Genomic DNA, 20128 nt, shown 5'->3' on the forward strand with positions numbered 1-20128 from the left:
ACAATGGAATCTCCACAATGAAAAAGGGCGCCATCTGGCGCCCTTCTTCAGTAGTGATGCATCAGTTTTGCAGCGCGGGTTGCTGCTGCGCCCCATTGATCGGGATGCGCTTGGCCTTGGCCTCTTCCGGAATCACCCGCAACAGGTCGATACTCAACAGACCGTTGCTCAGGCCGGCAGACTTGATCTCGATATGATCGGCCAACCGGAAGGACAGCTTGAACGCACGCTGGGCAATGCCCTGGTGCAGATAGGTCACGCTGTCGTTGCTCGCTTCGCGCTTGCCACCGCTGATGGTCAGCACACCTTTTTCCACTTGCAGGTCCAGGTCTTCTTCCTGGAACCCAGCGGCGGCGACCACGATGCGGTACTCGTCATCACCATGTTTTTCCACATTGTAGGGTGGATAGCTGCTGCCCGGCTCGTTGCGCAGGGCGGTCTCGAACAGGTCGTTGAAACGGTCGAAACCCACCGAGGAACGGAACAGAGGGGCCAGCGAAAATGCAGTACTCATGATTCAAATCTCCTGAAAAATTCAGCAAGTTTTTTTGTCTCCGCGACCCGAATTCGGCATCGCGTAACCCTTATCTAGGGTCCGCCAAAAACTTTTCAAGAGCTTTTTTTTGAATTTTTTTCAAGCTGCTTCGGTGTGCCACACACCCAGCAAATGACCTACCGCATCCAGCTCGGTTTCACGGCGCAGAGCGGTAAACAGCTGCACCGCTTCGGGATAATTGCGGGTCAGCATTGCCAGCCATTGCTTCAATCGACCCGGCGCTTGGCGGGGTGTCAGTTGTTCGACCACCTGCACCCAGAAGTCCTGGAGCATCGGTTGCAACTCGGCCCAGGACATCTCGACCACTTCCTCACCCGCCCGGGCCGCAGCGATCTGCCGGGCCAGGTCAGGACGGGAAACCAGGCCACGACCGAGCATGATGTCTTCCACGCCGCTGATTTCGCGGCAACGGCGCCAGTCTTCCACGCTCCAGATATCGCCATTGGCGAATACCGGCACCTTGACCACTTCCTGGACCCGCGGGATCCACTCCCAGTGGGCCGGGGGCTTGTAGCCGTCGGTCTTGGTTCGCGCATGCACCACAATGTGCGCCGCGCCGCCTTCGGCCAACGCCGTGGCACAGACTAGCGCACCATCCGGGCTGTCGAACCCCAGGCGCATCTTGGCGGTGACCGGGATGTGTTTCGGCACCGCGCGACGTACATGCTCGACGATTTCGTTGAGCAGCTCCGGCTCCTTGAGCAACACCGCCCCGCCCCGGGATTTATTCACGGTCTTGGCCGGGCAACCGAAGTTCAGGTCAATAACTTCTGAGCCCAACTCGCAGGCCAACGCCGCGTTTTCCGCCAGGCATACCGGGTCGGAGCCGAGCAACTGCACCCGCAACGGCACGCCGGCAGCCGTTTGGGCACCGGTCAGCAATTCGGGGGCGAGCTTATGGAAATAGGCTGGCGTGAGCAGACGGTCATTGACGCGAATGAATTCGGTGACGCACCAGTCGATACCACCAACACGGGTCAGGACGTCCCGCAGGATGTTGTCGACCAACCCCTCCATGGGCGCCAGGGCAATTTGCATGGAAACACACACTCAACGAAAAAACGTGCGGCAGTTTACCGGATTTTGCCCACATAGCCGGCATTCACCACAAATCCCCTGTGGGAGCGGGCTTGCTCGCGAAAACGGTGGGTCAGCTTGCATTGATGTTGGATGTGCTGCCGTCATCGCGAGCAGGCTCGCTCCCACAATGGTTCCAATGTGTTTACAGAATTGGAGCCCGCCACAAATCCCTGTGGGAGCGAGCCTGCTCGCGATAGCGGTGGGTCAATCTATGAAGATGCCAGATGGATTCAGCGCCACACCATAACCCTCGATGAACTCCGGCGGCATGCGCTTGGGCCTGCCAGTGGACAGTTCAATGCAGACAAATGTGGTCTGGGCCCGCAGCAAGGTGGTGTTGTCGCTGGGGCGGATCAGTTGGAAATGCCGGGTCATCTTCAACCGCTGGTCCCAATCGACGATCCAGGTCGCTAATTGCAATTCGTCGCCTTCATAGGCAGCCGCCAGGTAATCGATTTCATGCCGCACCACCGCCATGGCCCGGTCCAGCCGCCGATACTCCACCAGATCCAGCCCCAGGCGCTGGGAATGGCGCCAGGCACAGCGCTCGAGCCAGGTGACGTATACCGCGTTATTGGCGTGGCCCAGCCCGTCGATGTCTTCGGCATTTACTTGAAGATCAATGATGAACGGCGTTGCCCGATCCCAGCCCATGCCCCTCTCCCGGTCGAATATGGTTGGGGGCAGTGTAACGGATCCGCGCTTGACCGCCATCGCGGGCAGCCTTGCTCCCACAGATCAAGCCGATTGGCGCGCTTGCAGGCTGCGCCCGGCCAGCAGTGACAACACACCATCAATGACGCGCGGATCGGCCAGCACCCGCTGGTGCCCGCCCTGTGGCAAGCGCAGCAAGCGGCTGTCGAACCAGGCCTCGTGAATCAGTTGCGATTCCTTGACCGAGACGAAGGTGTCGTCGTCGGCATGGACGATCAACCCAGGCACGTCCAGTTGGTAATGGGCGACGTCCATTTTCTCGGCCCGCATGCCCACATCGTTTTCCACCAGGCGAATGAAGGCTGAACGGGCCTTGGGCGGCAGCCCCATCATCCGGGCGAACCCGCGCAGCACGCCCAGAATGCGCGCAGGTGCAGCGATGCTGACCAGGGTCTCGGTCCGCAACCCCAACTGAACCGCGAGCATGGCACTGGCGCCGCCCATGGAATGCCCGATCACGGCTTGCAGTGGCGGCAACTCAGCCGCGGCTTCGAGCATGGCCCTGGCGAACAACAAGACATTGGCCTCGCGTCCGGGTGAGCGGCCATGGGCCGGACCGTCCAGCGCCACCACCGTGTAGCCGGCGTCCACCAGTGCCGTGATCAGCGCCGCGAACTGTGTAGGTCGCCCTTCCCAGCCGTGCATCACCAAGACGGTCGGGCCTTTGCCCCAGCGCAAGGCCGACAGACCGAAGCGCAAGGTGATGCGCTCGGAGGTTGCCAGCAATGGCAATTCCCAATCCCGCGGCGGCAAGTCTCGGGGACGCATGAACAGCAGTCGCATCTTCTTTGCTATCAGGCGCGGCGCCACCCAGCCAAGGGTGCCATTGACGCCACGAACCCAGCTCAACCTGTTCATCGCTCATCTCCAGGGCTTGCGCCTCAGCTCATTGCACCGCCGACTTGGCGGCGCGCAGCAAACGATCCGATAACTCTCCAGGGCCCAGGGCGCGTGCCAAGGCCAGGCCGCCCACCATCAAGGCGATGTCGGCCAGGGCTTTGTCGGCGTCCTCCGGGCTGGCCGCCAGTTGCGCGACCATCAGTTCAATATGCTCATTGAGCACCTCACGAAATGCATCTGGCAGCCTGCCCAGTTCGCCAACCGACGCAGGAATCGGACAGGCGTGCTCGGTAGAGTCGCGGTGCTTTCGTGACAGATAGAACGCCGCGACCAGCGCGCGCCGCTCTTCGCCTGTCAGTTCGCTGTCCATGTCGGCGATCAAGCCGCGGCGCCGATTGAGCAATTGCTTGAACGCCTCCAGCATCAAGGCATCTTTGCTTTCGAAATGGGCATAAAAACCGCCCACCGTCAGCCCGGCCGCGCCCATCACCTCGCCCACGCTCGGTTCAGCCGGCCCACGCTGGATCAGCGCATCGCTGGCCGCCTTGAGAATGCGTTCACGGGTTTGTGCCTTTTTATCGCTCATCGTCGCCTCCGAATATTACGATTGAAATATTATTCCCATAATAATTTTCCGCAAGCGGAAATTTTGACCGCTGGTCAGAAGACTCTCTCAAGGATAAGGGAATTGGCCGAACGCCAGACAAACAAAAGGGCCATTCAAGAATTGAATGACCCCTATAAATCCCGCAGAGCGGGTAATCGTGGCGTCCCCTAGGGGACTCGAACCCCTGTTACCGCCGTGAAAGGGCGGTGTCCTAGGCCACTAGACGAAGGGGACACAAACCTTCTGAACGTGATCAGCGCTGAGAACTGATCGACTCAAGGCCGGTGTGGCCAGACCTTGAACCTGTAAATTGGTGGAGCTAGACGGGATCGAACCGTCGACCTCTTGCATGCCATGCAAGCGCTCTCCCAGCTGAGCTATAGCCCCGGATTTTTCGCCTCGCGGCGGAGCGACATCTTGCAACATCGCTTCTGTAAAACTGGCGTCCCCTAGGGGACTCGAACCCCTGTTACCGCCGTGAAAGGGCGGTGTCCTAGGCCACTAGACGAAGGGGACGCAAACCCTTCTATACAACTGATCAACGCTGAGTGTTGATCGCTTCAAGCCCCGTGTGGCCAGGCCTTGAAGTATAAATTGGTGGAGCTAGACGGGATCGAACCGTCGACCTCTTGCATGCCATGCAAGCGCTCTCCCAGCTGAGCTATAGCCCCTCATCGCTGAGGACGGGGCGAATCTTAAGGGCGTATCGGAGGGCTGTCAAATTTATTTTCAACAAATTTGAAAGTTTTTTGCCGGGATAACAATCACTTACCGACAAACCCCGGAAAACCGGGGTATGTCCTGCCTCATCGAGCGTTCAGGCAATCGCGCCGAGCAGTTTTTCCCACTCCTTGTTTTCCTTCTTCGACACGCCACCGAGCAAGTCGATGGCCTGGCGCAGGCGGAAACGGGTCAGATCCGGCCCGAGAATTTCCATCGCATCGAGCACCGACACCGAACTGGCCTGGCCGGTAATGGCGGCGAACATCAACGGCATGGCATCGCGCAGCTTCAACTCCAGGTGTTCGACAACCGCCTGAATGGTTGCGGTGATGCTGTCCTTTTCCCATTGGCGCAGGCTTTCCAGCTTCCACAGAATCAACTGCATCAACTGGCGTACCTGATCACCCGACAGCTTCTTGGATTCGAACAGCTTCGCATCCGGCGTCACGCCACCGGCAAAGAAGAAACCAGCCAGTGGAGCGATCTGGCTGAACGTCTCCACCCTGCCCTGCACATGGGGCGCGATCCTCATCATGTACTCAGGATTCAACGCCCACTTCTGCACACGCGCAGCGAATTCTTCCACCGGCAAGTCCCGTAGCCACTGACCGTTGAGCCACGACAGCTTCTCGACGTCGAAGATCGGCCCACCCAGGGACACCCGCGACAGGTCGAAATGCTCGACCATTTCCTGCAGCGAAAACTTCTCGCGCTCATCCGGCATCGACCAGCCCATGCGGCCCAGGTAGTTGAGCATTGCCTCGGGCATGAAACCCATGCGCTCGTAGAACGTCACCGAGGTCGGGTTCTTGCGTTTGGACAGCTTGCTCTTGTCCGGGTTACGCAGCAGCGGCATGTAGCACAGCTGCGGTTGCTCCCAGCCGAAGTATTCGTAGAGCAGGATCAATTTCGGTGCCGACGGCAACCATTCTTCCCCGCGCAATACGTGAGTGATGCCCATCAGGTGATCGTCGACCACGTTCGCCAGGAAGTACGTCGGCAGGCCATCGGTCTTCATCAGCACTTGCATGTCCATGCGATCCCACGGGATCTCGACATCGCCCCGCAGCATGTCCGGCACCACGCAGACGCCTTCGGTCGGCACCTTCATGCGGATTACATGGGGCTCGCCGGCGGCCAGGCGACGGGCGACTTCTTCCTTGGACAACAGCAGCGCGCGGCCGTCGTAGCGCGGGGTTTCGCCACGGGCCATCTGCTCGGCGCGCATCTGGTCCAGCTCTTCGGCGGTGCAGAAGCACGGGAATGCGTGCCCCATGTCCACCAGTTGCTGGCAATACTGCTGGTAGATATCGCCACGCTCGCTCTGGCGATACGGACCATGCGGACCGCCAACGTCCGGACCTTCGCTCCAGTCGATGCCCAGCCAGCGCAGGGCGTCGAAGATCTGTTGTTCAGACTCGCGAGTCGAACGCAACTGGTCGGTGTCCTCGATCCGCAGGATGAACTCACCGCCATGCTGCTTGGCAAAGCAATAGTTGAACAGAGCGATGTAAGCGGTGCCGACATGGGGATCGCCAGTGGGCGAAGGCGCGATGCGGGTGCGGACGGTGGTCATGGCATGTCTCGGAAAGAATATAAAAGCGAAGATGAAACAGGGGGCGAATGGTAACAGGCGATGGTAGGCGGGCTCCAGTGAGAGCGGGATTTGTGTGGCCAGCCGTTAGACCGAGTCGCGCCCATCGCGAGCAAGCTCGCTCCCACAGGGGTTTTGTGAACGCCGCAGATCCAGTGTGGGAGCGAGCCTGCTCGCGATGAGGCCCTTAAAATCGCCACAAAACCTCAGACAGTCAGCAACCGCTCGCGCAACTTGCCAATCTCATCGCGCAACTGCGCCGCCGCCTCGAACTCCAGGTCCCGGGCCAGTTGGTACATCTTCTCTTCCAACTGACGGATACGCTTGGCGATCTCGCTCGGTGAGCGCAATTCGGCTTCGTAGCGAGCGCTCTCTTCGGCGGCCTTGGCCATGCCCTTGCGCTTTTTGCTGCGCGAGCCGGGTACGGTGGCACCTTCCATGATGTCGGCAACGTCCTTGAACACCCCTTTGGGCGTGATGCCGTTGGCCAGGTTAAAGGCGATCTGCTTGTCGCGACGACGCTCGGTCTCGCCGATGGCCCGCTCCATCGAACCGGTGATGCGGTCGGCATAGAGAATCGCCCGCCCATTGAGGTTACGTGCGGCGCGACCGATGGTCTGGATCAACGAGCGCTCGGAACGCAGGAAACCTTCCTTATCGGCGTCGAGAATCGCCACCAGCGACACCTCGGGCATGTCCAGGCCTTCGCGCAGCAGGTTGATGCCCACGAGCACGTCGAAGGTGCCCAGGCGCAGGTCGCGGATAATTTCAACCCGCTCCACCGTGTCGATGTCCGAGTGCAGGTAGCGCACCCGTACGCCATGATCGGCCAGGTAATCGGTCAGGTCTTCGGCCATGCGCTTGGTCAGCGTAGTGACCAGCACCCTTTCCTCCAGTGCCACGCGCTTGGTGATTTCCGAGAGCAGGTCATCGACCTGGGTCAGCGCCGGGCGCACTTCGATCTGTGGGTCGACCAGCCCGGTCGGCCGCACCAGTTGCTCGATCACTCGCCCGGCATGTTCGGCCTCATAGTTGCCTGGGGTGGCCGAGACAAAAATCGTCTGCGGGCTCACACTTTCCCATTCGTCGAAGCGCATCGGCCGGTTGTCCAGGGCCGAGGGCAGACGGAAGCCGTATTCCACCAGGGTTTCCTTGCGCGAACGGTCGCCTTTGTACATCGCGCCGACCTGGGGCACGCTGACGTGGGACTCGTCGATCACCAGCAAGGCATCGGCCGGCAGATAGTCATACAAGGTGGGCGGTGGCGCACCCGCCGGGCGGCCTGACAGGTAGCGCGAGTAGTTTTCGATGCCGTTGCAGTAGCCCAGCTCCAGGATCATCTCCAGGTCAAAGCGGGTCCGCTGCTCCAGACGTTGGGCTTCCACCAGCTTGTTGTTCGAACGCAGGTATTCCAGGCGCTCCTGCAGTTCGACCTTGATGCCTTCAATGGCGTCCAGCAGGGTTTCCCGCGGCGTCACGTAGTGGCTCTTGGGGTAGAAGGTGAAACGCGGCAGCTTGCGGATGACTTCGCCGGTCAGCGGGTCGAACGCGGAAATGCTCTCTACTTCATCGTCGAACAGCTCGATGCGGATCGCTTCGAGGTCCGATTCCGCCGGGTAGATGTCGATCACATCGCCACGCACCCGGAACGTCGCCCGAGCGAAATCCATGTCGTTGCGGGTGTACTGCAAGTCCGCCAGGCGGCGCACCAGGGCGCGCTGGTCGAGCTTGTCGCCGCGATCCACGTGCAAGACCATTTTCAGGTAGGTTTCCGGGCTGCCCAGACCGTAGATGCATGACACGGTGGTGACGATGATCGCGTCCTTGCGCTCCAGTAGCGCCTTGGTCGCCGACAGCCGCATCTGTTCGATGTGGTCGTTGATCGAGGCGTCCTTCTCGATGAAGGTGTCCGACGACGGCACGTAGGCCTCGGGCTGGTAGTAGTCGTAATAAGAGACGAAATACTCCACCGCGTTGTTCGGGAAGAACGCCTTGAACTCACCGTACAACTGCGCCGCCAGAGTCTTGTTCGGTGCCAGCACCAGGGTCGGGCGCTGCACCTGGGCGATTACGTTGGCGATGCTGAAGGTCTTGCCCGAGCCGGTCACACCGAGCAGCGTCTGGTGCGCCAGCCCCGCCTCGATGCCTTCGACCATCAGGCGGATGGCTTCCGGCTGGTCGCCGGCAGGCTGGAATCGGGTGACTAGCTGGAATTCAGACATGACATAACCTCTGGGTTCACCCCTGTCGGCCAGCCGACAGGGACGAGAAAGACCGAAACGACTGATGCCGTCCGAGGAAAAAGCTGGGATGCACACAATGTGGAGGTGAATGCCCTCGCTTTCAAGACGAACGTCCTACACGCCTTGCAGACTTTGACGCAGAGAAGGGACTAACGGTCGAAAAAAATCGAAAATACTTGCCGCAAAAGCCGAATCGCCTGTCGCCGTGCCGGGTGATGGCCTCTATACTAGCTCCCCGTTTGTGCACCGCTCTAGTGCATCCGGCTGGAGCGCGACACGTCCCCCTCACTCCATTCAGAGCCGCGCAATAATGAGCCTGTTTTCCGCTGTCGAATTGGCACCCCGCGACCCCATCCTGGGCCTCAACGAAGCATTCAACGCCGACACCCGTACCAATAAGGTCAACTTGGGCGTAGGTGTTTACTGCAACGAAGAAGGGCGCATTCCACTCCTGCGCGCCGTTGTCGAAGCCGAGACGATTCGCGTGGCTCAGCACGTTTCCCGTGGTTACCTGCCAATCGACGGCATTGCCGCCTATGACCAGGCAGTGCAAACCTTGTTGTTTGGCAAGGACTCCCCGCTGATCGCCTCCGGCCGTGTCATCACCACCCAGGCCGTGGGCGGCACCGGCGCACTGAAGATCGGTGCCGACTTCCTCAAGCAACTGCTGCCGGACGCCGTTGTAGCCATCAGCGACCCGAGCTGGGAAAACCACCGCGCCCTGTTCGAAACCGCCGGTTTCCCGGTGCAGAACTACCGCTACTACGACGCTGCCACCCATGACGTGAACCGCAGCGGCCTGCTGGAAGACCTCAACGCCCTGCCCGAGCGCTCGATCGTCGTGCTGCACGCCTGCTGCCACAACCCAACCGGCGTGGACCTGAGCCCGCAAGACTGGAAAAACGTACTGGCCGTGATCAAGGCCAAGAACCACGTGCCGTTCCTGGACATGGCCTACCAGGGCTTTGGCGATGGCATCGACGAAGACGCAGCGGCCGTGCGCCTGTTCGCCGAGTCGGGCCTGACCTTCTTCGCGTCCAGCTCGTTCTCCAAGTCGTTCTCCCTGTACGGCGAACGCGTTGGCGCCCTGTCGATCGTCAGCGAATCGAAGGAAGAAAGTGCCCGCGTGCTGTCCCAGGTCAAGCGCGTGATCCGCACCAACTACTCCAACCCACCGACCCATGGCGCCAGCATCGTCGCCGCCGTGCTCAACAGCCCTGAGCTGCGGGCCCAGTGGGAAGCCGAACTGGCCGAGATGCGCCTGCGGATTCGCGGCATGCGCAACCAGATGGTGGACATGCTGGCCAAGGCCGCGCCACACCACGACTTCAGCTTCGTCGCACGCCAAAGCGGGATGTTCTCCTACTCCGGCCTGACCGTTGAACAAGTGACGCGCCTGCGCAACGAGTTCGGCATCTATGCCCTGGACACCGGTCGCATCTGCGTGGCTGCGCTGAACCAGAACAACATCGAGGCAGTGACCAAGGCCATCGTTCAGGTGATCTGAAACTTTCGCGCCGGATGAAAAACGGGAAGCCATTGGCTTCCCGTTTTTTTTAGCGTCACTACCAGGTCAGGCGTCCCCCTCGCCACAAAAGCACCCGGCACAACACTTTCGGCGAGGCTAAAGCTCCGTTGCCCGCTGACTCGCCGCATCGTCGTAGATCACATACAGCGACTCGGCAATCTGGCTCTTGATCGCCTTGGCACTTTCCAGCCCCAGGACGAAACCTTCGGCCTTGCCCCCGGCACGGTTCAGCTCATCGGCGGTGCCGGCCTGGGTGATGGCGTCGTAGAGTTTCTCGGCGTGGGGCCCCACACCCTTGGGCAAACTGATCTGCGCGGTGCTCATAGCGACACCCCAGTGCGGCTGGCGGTGTAAAGCGGTAACAGGTGATTCATGGCGCGTACCTTATGTCGGCGAATGGCCGGCAGCGCGTCCTGCCACTTCCGGGCGACCATGGTAGCCCTCTCCCGCCGTGGCAGTAACTGCCAATCGTTGATTGATCGTCAAAGGGCATCCGGGATCTACCGCTCGGCAATAGAAGCTTGACTTCTCTTTTCCAATCAGTAACATACGCGCCATTCCGCGATAGCTCAGTTGGTAGAGCAAGTGACTGTTAATCACTGGGTCCCTGGTTCGAGTCCAGGTCGTGGAGCCAGATAGCGACAAATCAAGCCCCTGAATCGAAAGATCCAGGGGCTTTTTCGTGGGCGAATAAAAATGCCGCAGGCTGAAAAAGCTTGCCGAGGTCGCTGCCGGAACAATAATCCGGCGCCAAAAAGGCATTATGGTCTGAATCCTGCTTTCTTTTCCAAAACCCGAGCTGTCACCCCAGTGTCATGACTGCACCGCAAACTGGTGCGGTCCGTCAACAACAGCTTCATAAAAACAAGGACGAAGGTATGCCCACGCAAAATCCCCACCGCATTGTCGGCCTGTGCACCTCCAGCAAGGTGTACAACGCACTGACCGAACTCAAGCACCTGGAAGGCCATCGCAGCGCCAAGTTCCTTTCCCTGCTGACGGAGAACCTGGTTCGCAAGGGCCTGCTCAACGAGCAGGAAGTGGTGCACATGCTCGACCTGGTCGTCGATTGAGCGGCATCGATTCCTACTATCGAGCCTGTTGATTTTTCGCCCCCCCGGTTGAGTCGTAAGGTAACCCCATCGATTGATGGAGGTTCCCATGCCCAAGGTTCAAATCATGTCTGTCATAGGCAGTGCCGTCCCCGCCCCACTCCGGGAGCGCGGTTTGCTGGCCTGCTGGTATCTGGTGCAGGACGGCGTGACCATCAGCGGTCCGCTGACTTCACTGCCCGCCGCCCAAGCCCTGTCGCAACGCATCGGCCCGTACGTGCTGAACGCCTAGGGCAGTTGTATGCGCGGTGTACTTTCGACGAACAAGGCCCAACAGGACATGAACAGTGCGGCGATCAGCGGCCCGATCACGAAGCCGTTCAGCCCGAACACCGCCAGCCCGCCGAGTGTCGAGACCAACACCATGTAGTCGGGCATCTTGGTGTCCTTGCCCACCAGGATCGGTCGCAGGAAGTTGTCCACCAGGCCAATCACGAATACGCCGAACAGCGTCAGCACCACACCCTGCCAGATAGCCCCGGAAAGCAGGAAATACACCGCCACCGGCGCCCAGACCAGGCCCGCCCCCACGGCAGGCAACAGTGACAGGAACGCCATCAGCACCGCCCACGGCAATACCGTCGGGATGCCCAGGATCCAGAAGATCAGCCCGCCCAGCGCGCCCTGGCTGATGGCGACCAGCAGATTGCCTTTTACCGTAGCGCGCACCACCCGGTTGAATTTCAACTGCAGGCGGCGCTTCTGGTGTTCGGCCAAGGGAATGGCCATGCGCACTTTGCGCACCAGTTCCGGGCCGTCGCGCAGGAAAAAAAACAGCAGATAAATCATGACAAAGAAACTGACCAGGAACTGGAACGTCCCCTGGCCAAAGCTGAACGCCTGGGTGGCGAAAAACTCACTGCCCTGCATCGCGCTCTTGACGATCTTGTCGCGCAACCCGTTCAGGTTACCCAGGCCGAAGCGGTCCAGCAGGTGCTGGAAGTACGGCGGCAAGGCATCCTTGAAACGGGCCAGGTAATCGGCAATGTCCAGCTCTCCGCTTTCCAGGCTCTTGTACAACGCCGTGCCTTCCTGGACCAGCAAGGTACTGATGATGATCACCGGTAAAATCGCACTGACCACGCAAATGCTCAAGGTGAACAGCGAGGTGACGTTGCGGTGCCAGCCGAACTTCAATTGCAGGCGGCGCTGCATCGGCGCAAAGACGATACCCAGGATCACCGCCCAGAACACCGCGCCATAAAACGGCAGCAGAATCCAGATGAAAGCGAGGGTCACGAGAACCAGCAATAGCATCTGGGATTTGTTTTGCAGCATCTTTCGATTCATCAGCGTTCCATGTCCAAAGGCGGGATAAACATTAGTCCGCCAGGACTCGCCGGAGTGCCTTCGCATTTCTCCCCCGGCATTGATCCAAATCAATACCGTCGGACCGACAGTGGCGTACCCTCGCCGCTTTTTGCGACCTGACGCCACCATGACCCTCGCCGCCCCCGAACTGCTCGCTCCCGCCGGCACCTTGAAAAACATGCGTTATGCCTTCGCCTACGGTGCCGACGCGGTGTACGCCGGCCAACCGCGCTACAGCCTGCGGGTGCGCAATAACGAATTCGACCACGCCAACCTGGCCCTGGGCATTCGTGAGGCCCAGGCCATGGGCAAGCGGTTCTACGTGGTGGTGAACATTGCCCCGCACAACGCCAAGCTGCGTACCTTCCTCAAGGACCTGGAGCCGGTGATAGCCATGGCGCCGGACGCGTTGATCATGTCCGATCCGGGGCTGATCATGCTGGTACGCCGGCACTTCCCGCAGATGCCGATTCACCTGTCGGTGCAGGCCAATACCGTGAACTGGGCGAGCGTCGAGTTCTGGCAGCAACAGGGCTTGAGCCGGATCATCCTGTCCCGGGAACTGTCCCTGGAGGAAATCGCCGAGATTCGCCAGCAGGTGCCGGCCATGGAGCTGGAGGTGTTCGTCCACGGCGCCCTGTGCATGGCTTATTCCGGTCGCTGCCTGCTGTCGGGCTACCTGAACAAGCGCGACGCCAACCAGGGCAGTTGCACCAACGCCTGCCGCTGGAAGTATTCGGCGCAACCGGCGGTGGAAAACGTCGTGGGCGACATCGTGCAAACCTATCAACCCGAGCCGACCCTGGGCCTCGGCGCGCCCACCGACCAGGTATTCCTGCTCCAGGAGGCCAACCGCCCGGAAGCGTCCATGCCGGCCTTCGAGGACGAGCATGGCACCTACATCATGAACGCCAAGGATCTGCGAGCGGTGCAGCACGTGGAGCGACTGGCGCGCATGGGCGTGCACTCACTGAAGATCGAAGGCCGGACCAAGTCGCACTTCTATTGCGCACGCACCACCCAGGTGTATCGCCGGGCCATCGATGACGCGGTCGCGGGTCGTGAGTTTGACCGCAGCCTGATGACCGACCTGGAGTCCCTCGCCCAGCGCGGCTACACCGAAGGTTTTCTACGCCGCCATGTGCATGACGAGTATCAGAACTACCAGAACGGCAGCTCGGTGTCGGAACGCCAGCAGTTCGTCGGAGAACTGACCGGCGAGCGGCGCGAACGCTTGGCCGAGGTGCGGGTCAAGAACCGTTTCCAATTGGGTGACCACATGGAACTGATGACGCCCAAGGGCAATTTTCACTTCGACCTGCATCAGTTGCAGAACGTGAAGGGCCAGGGCATCGACGTGGCGCCGGGGGATGGGCATGTGGTGTACCTGCCGATTCCGGATGCGGTGGATTTGCGGTTCGGGTTGTTGATGCGGGATGTTCGGGAAGCGTAAGGCCGGGACAGTGCTAGCGCCACATAGCCAATGTGTGCGAGCTTGCTCGCGATAGCGATTTACAGCTAACTCCTTCAGTGACTGACCTGCCGCCATCGCGAGCAAGCTCGCTCCCACAGGTATTTTCAGTCCTCGGCACGAACTGCCGAAGGCTGCGATCCTTCTTTCCCGATAGGACCCGGTTGCCCAGGTGAAAACATCTGGATCGAGAGCAAAAGATCGCAGCCTTCGGCAGCTCCTGCCTGATAGTCAGATCCGGAACTGCCCCACCAGTTTGCCCAGGCGCTGGCCCAGGTCGGCGAGGCTGCGGGAGGTCTGGGCGCCAAGCTGGGTTTCGTCGGCGACGCTGTCCACCGCCACGGCGATCTGATGCACGCTGCGGTTGATCTCCTCGGCCACGGCGGTCTGCTCCTCAGCGGCGCTGGCGATCTGGGCGTTCATCGAGTTGATGGTGCCGATCAACTGCGCCATGGTGTCCAGGGATGCCCCGGCTTCGTTGGCCCGCACCGACGTGCCCTCGCCGGCCTCACTGGAGCGGCGCATCGCTTCTACCGCCGCATGGGTGCCTGATTGCAGGCGGTCGATCATGCCTTGGATTTCCTGGGTGCTTTGCTGGGTCCGGCTGGCCAGGGCCCGCACTTCATCGGCCACTACCGCGAACCCACGCCCGGCTTCACCGGCACGAGCAGCCTCGATGGCAGCGTTGAGGGCCAGCAGGTTGGTCTGCTCGGCGATCGAACGAATCACCCCAAGCACACTGACAATCGACGCCACGTCCTGCTGCAGGCTGTCCAGGGACACGCCGCTGCTACGAATATCGTTCACCAGCGCATGAATCTGCTGGATGCTGCCGGCCACCACGCGCTTGGCAGACTGGCCTTCTTCGTCGGTCTGCTGGGCCGCGACGGCCGCGCCCTGGGCGCTGCGGGCCACTTCCTGGGCGGCCGAAGACATTTCGTTGATCGCCGTGGCGACCTGGTCGGTTTCGTGACGCTGGCGTTCCATGGCCTGCTCGGAGCGCTGGGCCTGCTCGGAAACCTGCGTCACCAGCCCGGTCAGTTGGGAAGTCATCTCGGTAATCTGCCGCACCAGGCCGTGGATCTTGTCGACGAAACGGTTGAAGGAACCGGCCAGTTGGCCGAGTTCGTCCTGGCTGGTGATTGCCAGGCGGCGCGTCAGGTCGCCCTCGCCCGCGGCGATGTCATCGAGGTTGTCTTTCATCAGGTGCAGAGGCCGCAGAATGGTATTGGCCAGCACGATCCCCACCACCGCAATCACCAGCAACACCACGACGGCGATCCCGACAATACTTAGCACCACACCTTGCAGGCGCTCGTGGACTTTGGTTTCCACCAACGCCACTTGGGCTTCGATGCCGTCCAGGTTGACCGAGCTACCGACCGCCATGTCCCACTTGGCCAGGTATTCGGTGTAACCGAGCTTAGGCACCAGGTCTTTGCTGTTGGGCAGTGGCGAGCTGTATTCGAGATAGTGGGTTCCGTCCTTGGCGACTTTCACCAGGTCGCGGTTGACGTAGACACCGTTCGGGTCACGGTTGTCCTTGAAACTCTTGCCCACGCCGTCGGGGCTGTTGGCCTTGAACAGGCGCACGGTTTCGGAGTCGTAGCCGAAGAAATAGCCATCCTTGCCATAGCTGACGTTCGACAACAGCTTGATCGCCTGGGCCCGCGCCTCGTTATCACCGGGCGCTGCCGCGTCGTACAACGGCTTGATGGCCGTCAGCCCCACCGCCACGTAGTTCTGCAACGTAGCCTTGGCCTCGCTGAGCAGGCGTTCGCGGGTCTGCTGGACCTCTTTGACAGCCTGTTCCTGCAGAATGAATGCCGTGGTCAGGCTGATGATCACGGCGGACAACAATACAGGCAGTACTGCCAGGGACAGGACTTTAGCCTTCAGGCTCAGGCGCATACTGTTCACTCTTGTAGGTGTTATTGGCGTGGTTAGCTGTATTAACGGCAAGGCATGGGAAAACTGTAGGACAAGGTGGGACGGTTATCGCGAGCGGTCAGCAAATAAGGTTGCTGAATTTGAAGGCCCCATCGCGAGCAAGCTCGCTCCCACAGGGGATCAGCGCTGCTCACGGGTTTCGTGTTCACGCAGGATCCAATGTGGGAGCGAGCTTGCTCGCGATGGCGGCGACTCGGTCTTGAGGCTACAACACCATCGCCGCCACCCACCCAAACGCCAGCAACGGCAGGTTGTAATGGATGAAGGTCGGGACCACGGTGTCCCAGATGTGATGGTGCTGGCCGTCGATGTTCAGGCCGGAGGTCGGGCCCAGGGTCGAGTCCGAGGCAGGCGAGCCGGCGTCGCCCAGGGCGCCGGCGGTGCCGACGATGCAGACGATCGCCAACGGGCTGAAACCCAGTTGCAGGCACAGCGGCACGAAAATCGTCGCCAGGATCGGCACCGTGGAGAACGACGAGCCGATGCCCATGGTCACCAGCAACCCCACCAGCAGCATCAGCAGCGCTCCGACGCCCTTGTTGTGGCCGATCCAGGCCGCCGAGGTTTCCACCAGGCTCTGGACTTCACCGGTGGCCTTCATCACTTCAGCAAAACCCGAGGCGGCGATCATGATGAAACCGATCATCGCCATCATTTTCATGCCCTCGGTGAACAAGTCGTCGGTTTCACGCCAGCGCACCACCCCCGATACGGAGAAGATCAGGAACCCGACCAGGGCACCTATGATCATCGAATCCACCATCAGCTGGACGGCGAACGCCGCCACAATCGCCAGTCCTGCCACCAGCAGGCTCATGGGGTTGTAACGCACGGCCACTTGCTCGACCCGGGCGATTTTCTTCAGGTCGTAGACACGTTTCTTGCGATAGGTGAACAACGCCAGCAGCAAGCCAAACACCATGCCCAACGCCGGGATACCCATGGCATGGGTGACGTTGATGCCGCTGACGTCCACACCGCTGCGGGCGATGTTGGCCAGGAGGATTTCGTTGAGGAAGATATTGCCGAACCCCACTGGCAGGAACATGTAGGGCGTGATCAGACCGAAGGTCATGACGCAGGCGATCAACCGGCGGTCCAACTGCAACTTGGTCAGCACATAGAGAAGCGGCGGCACCAGCAGCGGGATGAAGGCGATATGGATCGGCAAAATATTCTGGGAGGCGACCGCGACCGTTCCCAGCAGACCGATCAGGACCCATTTGACGCCCGAGCCGCCGGCGGCATCCTGGCGATCCACCAAGGCCAGGGCTTTGTCGGCCAGGGCATGGGCCATGCCGGACTTGGCAATCGCCACGGCGAACGCACCGAGCAAGGCGTAGGACAGCGCCACCGTCGCACCGCCCCCAAGGCCGGCGTTAAAGGCCTTGAGCGTTCCCTCGATGCCCAGGCCACCGGTCAAGCCGCCCACCAACGCACCGACAATCAGCGCGATCACCACATGCACGCGGGACAGGCTGAGCACCAGCATGACGCCAACCGCGGCAATTACTGCATTTATCATCGTTACCTCAAAGCACAGCGATGGAGAGCCACCGGACAAAAAGGTCGCGACTTTGCAGGAAGCGGCGGCAAGCTGCAAGGGCTGTGGGGCGGGTTTTCAGTGACTCGCAATGTCTATGCCCACAGGGGGCTCGCCGCCATTGGATACGTATCAGCGCTTGGGCAACTCGATCACAACCTTCAGCCCGCCCCACTCGCTGTCTTGCAGCGCCAGCGTGCCGCCCCAGGTGTCGACGATGTCCCGCACGATGCCCAGGCCCAGGCCATGGCCATCGGTCTGTTCGTCCAGGCGTGTGCCGCGGCTGAAGACCTGGTTGCGGCGATCCTCGGGAATGCCTGGGCCGTCGTCTTCCACCGCCAGGCTGAACCCCGTGGCCGTCTCGTTCACGGTCAGGCGCACTTCGGCGTCTGCCCACTTGCAGGCGTTGTCCAACAGGTTGCCCAGCAGCTCCAGCAGATCCTCACGGTCCCAGGGCAGGTGCAAGCCCGGCGGGGCGATGCAAGTCAGTTGCAGGTGTTCGCCGTGGATCATGTTCAGCGTGGCCAGCAACCCCGGCAGTTCGGCGTCGCAGTCCAGGTGCGCGCCGGGCAACGCATCGCCGGACAGACGGGCGCGGTTGAGTTCGCGGTTCAGACGCTGGCGGACCTGTTCCAGTTGCTCAAGCAACAGCTTGCGCAGCTCGGGATACGGGTCGAGCTTCTCGTTCGAAGCCAGGCTTTGCAGCACCGCCAGCGGAGTTTTCAAGGCATGCCCAAGGTTGCCCAGGGCATTGCGCGAACGCTTGAGGCTGTCTTCAGTGTGGGCCAACAGATGGTTGATTTGCGCCACCAGCGGTTCCAGCTCCCGGGGCACTTGCTCGTCGAGCTGCGAACGCTGCCCGCGCTGCAACTGTGCAATTTGCTCACGGGCCCGATCCAGGGGGCGCAAGGCGCGGTGCACGGTGATGCGTTGCAATAACAGGATCAACAGCAGCCCCGCCAGCCCGAGACCGAGGCCGATCTGTTGCATCCGCCGGAAACTGTCACGCACCGGTGTGTAGTCCTGGGCCACGCTGATGGAAATAGCCTGGCCCAGGCGCCGATAGTCGGTGCGCAGCACCAGCAGCTTCTGCCCCTCGGGGCCCAACTGCAGGTTGCTGTGCAAGCCTGGGTGATCGAGCCGGGGCAACTCCTGGTCCCACAGGGAACGGGAGCGCCAGTGCACATCGGCAAAATCGATGCGGAAATAGTGCCCGGAAAACGGCCGTTGATAGGCCGGCGACAAGCGCCGCTCATCCAGTTGCAAGCCCTGCGGGCCACGCACCAGAGCCACCAGCAGGTTCTCGCTGTCGTTACGCAGCCCAGCTTCCAGATAGCGCTGCAAACCCAGTTCGAACAACCACAAACTGGTCTGCGCCAGGACCAGCCCGACCACCACCATCACACCAATCAGGCCCAGGCTCAGGCGCCGCTGGATCGATCTCACTGCGCCTGCCCGCCGAACAGGTAACCCTGGCCGCGACGGGTTTCGATCACGCTGCGCCCCAGCTTGCGCCGCAGGTGATTGACATGGACTTCCAGCACATTGGAATCACGCTCGGTTTCACCGTCATACAGGTGTTCGGCGAGATGGCTCTTGGACAGGATTTGCTCGGGGTGCAGCATGAAATAGCGCAACAACCGAAACTCGGCGGCGGTCAGTTGGATCTCTGCGCCATCACGAATCACGCATTGCCGCCCTTCATCCAGGTGCAGCCCGGCCGCCTTGAGCGTCGGTTGGTTGGCTTGGCCATGGGAGCGGCGCAGCAGCGCCTGGACCCGCAGGTGCAGTTCTTCGGGGTGAAAGGGTTTGGTCAGGTAATCGTCGGCCCCGGCCTTGAGGCCTTCGATACGTTCGGCCCAGGAGCCACGCGCGGTGAGGATCAGCACGGGCGTGCCCAGGCCGCCGGCACGCCATTGCGCCAGCACCTCGAGCCCCGGCACACCGGGCAGGCCGAGGTCGAGAATGATCAAGTCGTAAGGCTCGCTGCTGCCTTGATACACCGCATCGCGACCGTCAGCGAGCCAATCGACGGCGTAGCCCTGTCGTGTCAGCCCGGCCATCAGTTCGTCGGCCAGGGGAACGTGATCTTCCACCAGGAGCAGGCGCATCAGTCTTCCTTATCTTTGAGTAAGCGGCCGGTGGCGGCTTCCAGGTCCAGTTCGCGCACGACGCCGTCGGTATCCAGCAGTTCGACCTCGTAAATATAGACGCCGTGTTTTTCTTCCAGCTCGGCCTCCAGCAGCTTGGCGCCGGGGTGAAGATCCAGAGCCTGCTGGAGCAACTGCTCCAACGGCAGGATCACGCCTTGCTGGCGCAGTTGCAGGGCCTCGTCCTGGTCCAGGTCCCGGGCCATGGCCACCGAACAGAACGCCAGCAGCGCCAGCGTCCATCGGCTGCGGGCGCATAAATTAAGCTTCATTACGTATCCTGATGATTCTTGAGCACCTCGCCGTTGGCGGCGTCCAATTCCAGGTCCCACTCAATACCCTTCGCATCGCGCAGATCCACCTGATAGATGTACCGGCCGTACTCTTCGTCCAGCTCGGTAGCGGTCAAGGTCGCGCCAGGGTGTTCAGCCAGGGCAATGGCGTTGAGTTTTTCAAAGGACAGAATGGTACCAGCGTCTCGCAGTTTGCGGGCTTCGTCGTCGTTGAGATCTCGTGCATGAGCCAGGCCAGCGCCGAGGGCCATGAGGGTCGCGATGAAAAAGGCAGTCAGGCGGTTCATGGTTTGTCTCCTTTTTATAATCTTTGCGGGGGGACTGTATCGGGGCGAACTTAACTGAAACTGAATTGCCATCATCCAACCCAGATCAATGTGGGAGCGAGCTCGCTCGCGATAGCGCAGTTCAGT

General features: G+C 60.9%; 19 protein-coding genes and 5 tRNA genes. 5 read left to right on the forward strand and 19 right to left on the reverse strand.

The annotated features are described in order from the left end of the window. Window positions 1-61 precede the first annotated feature (61 nt). From J9870_RS19940 to uvrB, 11 genes are all read right to left on the reverse strand, one after another. A complete protein-coding gene (locus J9870_RS19940; RefSeq protein WP_003203872.1) occupies window positions 62-514 on the reverse strand; it encodes an Hsp20 family protein in 453 nt (150 codons plus the stop codon). Between the two features lie 120 nt (window positions 515-634). Further along, a complete protein-coding gene (locus J9870_RS19945) occupies window positions 635-1594 on the reverse strand; it encodes a tRNA-dihydrouridine synthase (protein WP_210639648.1) in 960 nt (319 codons plus the stop codon). A 246-nt stretch (window positions 1595-1840) separates the two neighbouring features. Next, the gene (locus J9870_RS19950) at window positions 1841-2290 is read right to left on the reverse strand and encodes a thioesterase family protein (RefSeq protein WP_210639650.1); all 450 of its coding nucleotides are present in this window, start codon (window positions 2288-2290) and stop codon (window positions 1841-1843) included. 84 nt (window positions 2291-2374) lie between these two features. Next, complete coding sequence (locus tag J9870_RS19955) at window positions 2375-3208, reverse strand: alpha/beta fold hydrolase (RefSeq protein ID WP_210639651.1); 834 nt, start codon at window positions 3206-3208, stop codon at window positions 2375-2377. Between the two features lie 28 nt (window positions 3209-3236). Next, window positions 3237-3776, reverse strand: a complete 540-nt coding sequence (locus tag J9870_RS19960; protein WP_210639653.1) for a TetR/AcrR family transcriptional regulator — start codon at window positions 3774-3776, stop codon at window positions 3237-3239. 179 nt (window positions 3777-3955) lie between these two features. Continuing rightward, window positions 3956-4031 (reverse strand) — tRNA-Glu (locus tag J9870_RS19965). 77 nt (window positions 4032-4108) lie between these two features. Further along, window positions 4109-4184: transfer RNA gene (locus tag J9870_RS19970), tRNA-Ala, on the reverse strand. A gap of 53 nt (window positions 4185-4237) precedes the next feature. Further along, window positions 4238-4313: transfer RNA gene (locus J9870_RS19975), tRNA-Glu, on the reverse strand. 79 nt (window positions 4314-4392) lie between these two features. Further along, window positions 4393-4468, reverse strand: a tRNA-Ala gene (locus J9870_RS19980). Between the two features lie 146 nt (window positions 4469-4614). Further along, window positions 4615-6096: a glutamate--tRNA ligase gene (gene gltX / locus J9870_RS19985; RefSeq protein WP_210639654.1), complete on the reverse strand. Its 1482-nt coding sequence runs from the start codon at window positions 6094-6096 to the stop codon at window positions 4615-4617. A gap of 224 nt (window positions 6097-6320) precedes the next feature. Continuing rightward, entirely contained in the window at window positions 6321-8336 is a 2016-nt protein-coding gene (gene uvrB / locus J9870_RS19990; RefSeq protein ID WP_210639655.1) for an excinuclease ABC subunit UvrB, read from the reverse strand. A gap of 331 nt (window positions 8337-8667) precedes the next feature. Here uvrB and J9870_RS19995 point away from each other — a divergent pair, with 331 nt between their 5' ends. Next, window positions 8668-9864: an amino acid aminotransferase gene (locus J9870_RS19995; RefSeq protein ID WP_210639656.1), complete on the forward strand. Its 1197-nt coding sequence runs from the start codon at window positions 8668-8670 to the stop codon at window positions 9862-9864. A gap of 117 nt (window positions 9865-9981) precedes the next feature. Here the strand turns inward: J9870_RS19995 and J9870_RS20000 are convergent, their stop codons facing one another. Further along, entirely contained in the window at window positions 9982-10209 is a 228-nt protein-coding gene (locus J9870_RS20000) for a hypothetical protein (RefSeq protein WP_210639657.1), read from the reverse strand. Window positions 10210-10443: 234 nt separating this feature from the next. Between J9870_RS20000 and J9870_RS20005 the strand changes: the two genes are divergently transcribed. The 3 genes from J9870_RS20005 to J9870_RS20015 all read left to right on the forward strand — a co-directional run bounded on the left by J9870_RS20005 (window position 10444) and on the right by J9870_RS20015 (window position 11229). Next, window positions 10444-10519 (forward strand) — tRNA-Asn (locus J9870_RS20005). Between the two features lie 244 nt (window positions 10520-10763). Then, window positions 10764-10958 carry a hypothetical protein gene (locus J9870_RS20010; protein ID WP_210639658.1) on the forward strand — a complete coding sequence of 65 codons (195 nt, stop codon included), beginning with the start codon at window positions 10764-10766 and terminating at the stop codon, window positions 10956-10958. Between the two features lie 88 nt (window positions 10959-11046). Then, entirely contained in the window at window positions 11047-11229 is a 183-nt protein-coding gene (locus J9870_RS20015) for a hypothetical protein (protein ID WP_210639660.1), read from the forward strand. Here J9870_RS20015 and J9870_RS20020 read toward each other — a convergent pair. Then, a complete protein-coding gene (locus J9870_RS20020) occupies window positions 11226-12287 on the reverse strand; it encodes an AI-2E family transporter (RefSeq protein WP_210639661.1) in 1062 nt (353 codons plus the stop codon). The genes J9870_RS20015 and J9870_RS20020 overlap by 4 nt on opposite strands. A gap of 148 nt (window positions 12288-12435) precedes the next feature. Here J9870_RS20020 and yegQ point away from each other — a divergent pair, with 148 nt between their 5' ends. Next, the gene (gene yegQ, locus J9870_RS20025) at window positions 12436-13761 is read left to right on the forward strand and encodes a tRNA 5-hydroxyuridine modification protein YegQ (RefSeq protein ID WP_210639663.1); all 1326 of its coding nucleotides are present in this window, start codon (window positions 12436-12438) and stop codon (window positions 13759-13761) included. 249 nt (window positions 13762-14010) lie between these two features. Here yegQ and J9870_RS20030 read toward each other — a convergent pair whose 3' ends face one another. The 6 genes from J9870_RS20030 to J9870_RS20055 all read right to left on the reverse strand — a co-directional run bounded on the left by J9870_RS20030 (window position 14011) and on the right by J9870_RS20055 (window position 20002). Further along, the gene (locus tag J9870_RS20030; protein WP_210639664.1) at window positions 14011-15690 is read right to left on the reverse strand and encodes a methyl-accepting chemotaxis protein; all 1680 of its coding nucleotides are present in this window, start codon (window positions 15688-15690) and stop codon (window positions 14011-14013) included. A gap of 244 nt (window positions 15691-15934) precedes the next feature. After that, window positions 15935-17251, reverse strand: coding sequence for a Na+/H+ antiporter NhaC family protein (locus J9870_RS20035; protein WP_210645352.1), 1317 nt, complete (start codon window positions 17249-17251; stop codon window positions 15935-15937). 153 nt (window positions 17252-17404) lie between these two features. Further along, entirely contained in the window at window positions 17405-18718 is a 1314-nt protein-coding gene (locus J9870_RS20040; RefSeq protein WP_210639666.1) for a sensor histidine kinase, read from the reverse strand. Continuing rightward, window positions 18715-19383 (reverse strand): response regulator transcription factor, encoded by a 669-nt coding sequence (locus J9870_RS20045; protein ID WP_210639668.1) that lies wholly within the window; start codon window positions 19381-19383, stop codon window positions 18715-18717. The genes J9870_RS20040 and J9870_RS20045 overlap by 4 nt, the downstream gene beginning before the upstream one ends. Beyond that, window positions 19383-19694: a PepSY domain-containing protein gene (locus J9870_RS20050; RefSeq protein WP_210639670.1), complete on the reverse strand. Its 312-nt coding sequence runs from the start codon at window positions 19692-19694 to the stop codon at window positions 19383-19385. The genes J9870_RS20045 and J9870_RS20050 overlap by 1 nt, the downstream gene beginning before the upstream one ends. Then, window positions 19694-20002, reverse strand: a complete 309-nt coding sequence (locus J9870_RS20055) for a PepSY domain-containing protein (RefSeq protein WP_210639671.1) — start codon at window positions 20000-20002, stop codon at window positions 19694-19696. The genes J9870_RS20050 and J9870_RS20055 overlap by 1 nt, the downstream gene beginning before the upstream one ends. Between the last annotated feature and the right edge of the window lie 126 nt (window positions 20003-20128).

This window comes from Pseudomonas sp. Tri1, from assembly GCF_017968885.1.
Taxonomy (GTDB): domain Bacteria; phylum Pseudomonadota; class Gammaproteobacteria; order Pseudomonadales; family Pseudomonadaceae; genus Aquipseudomonas.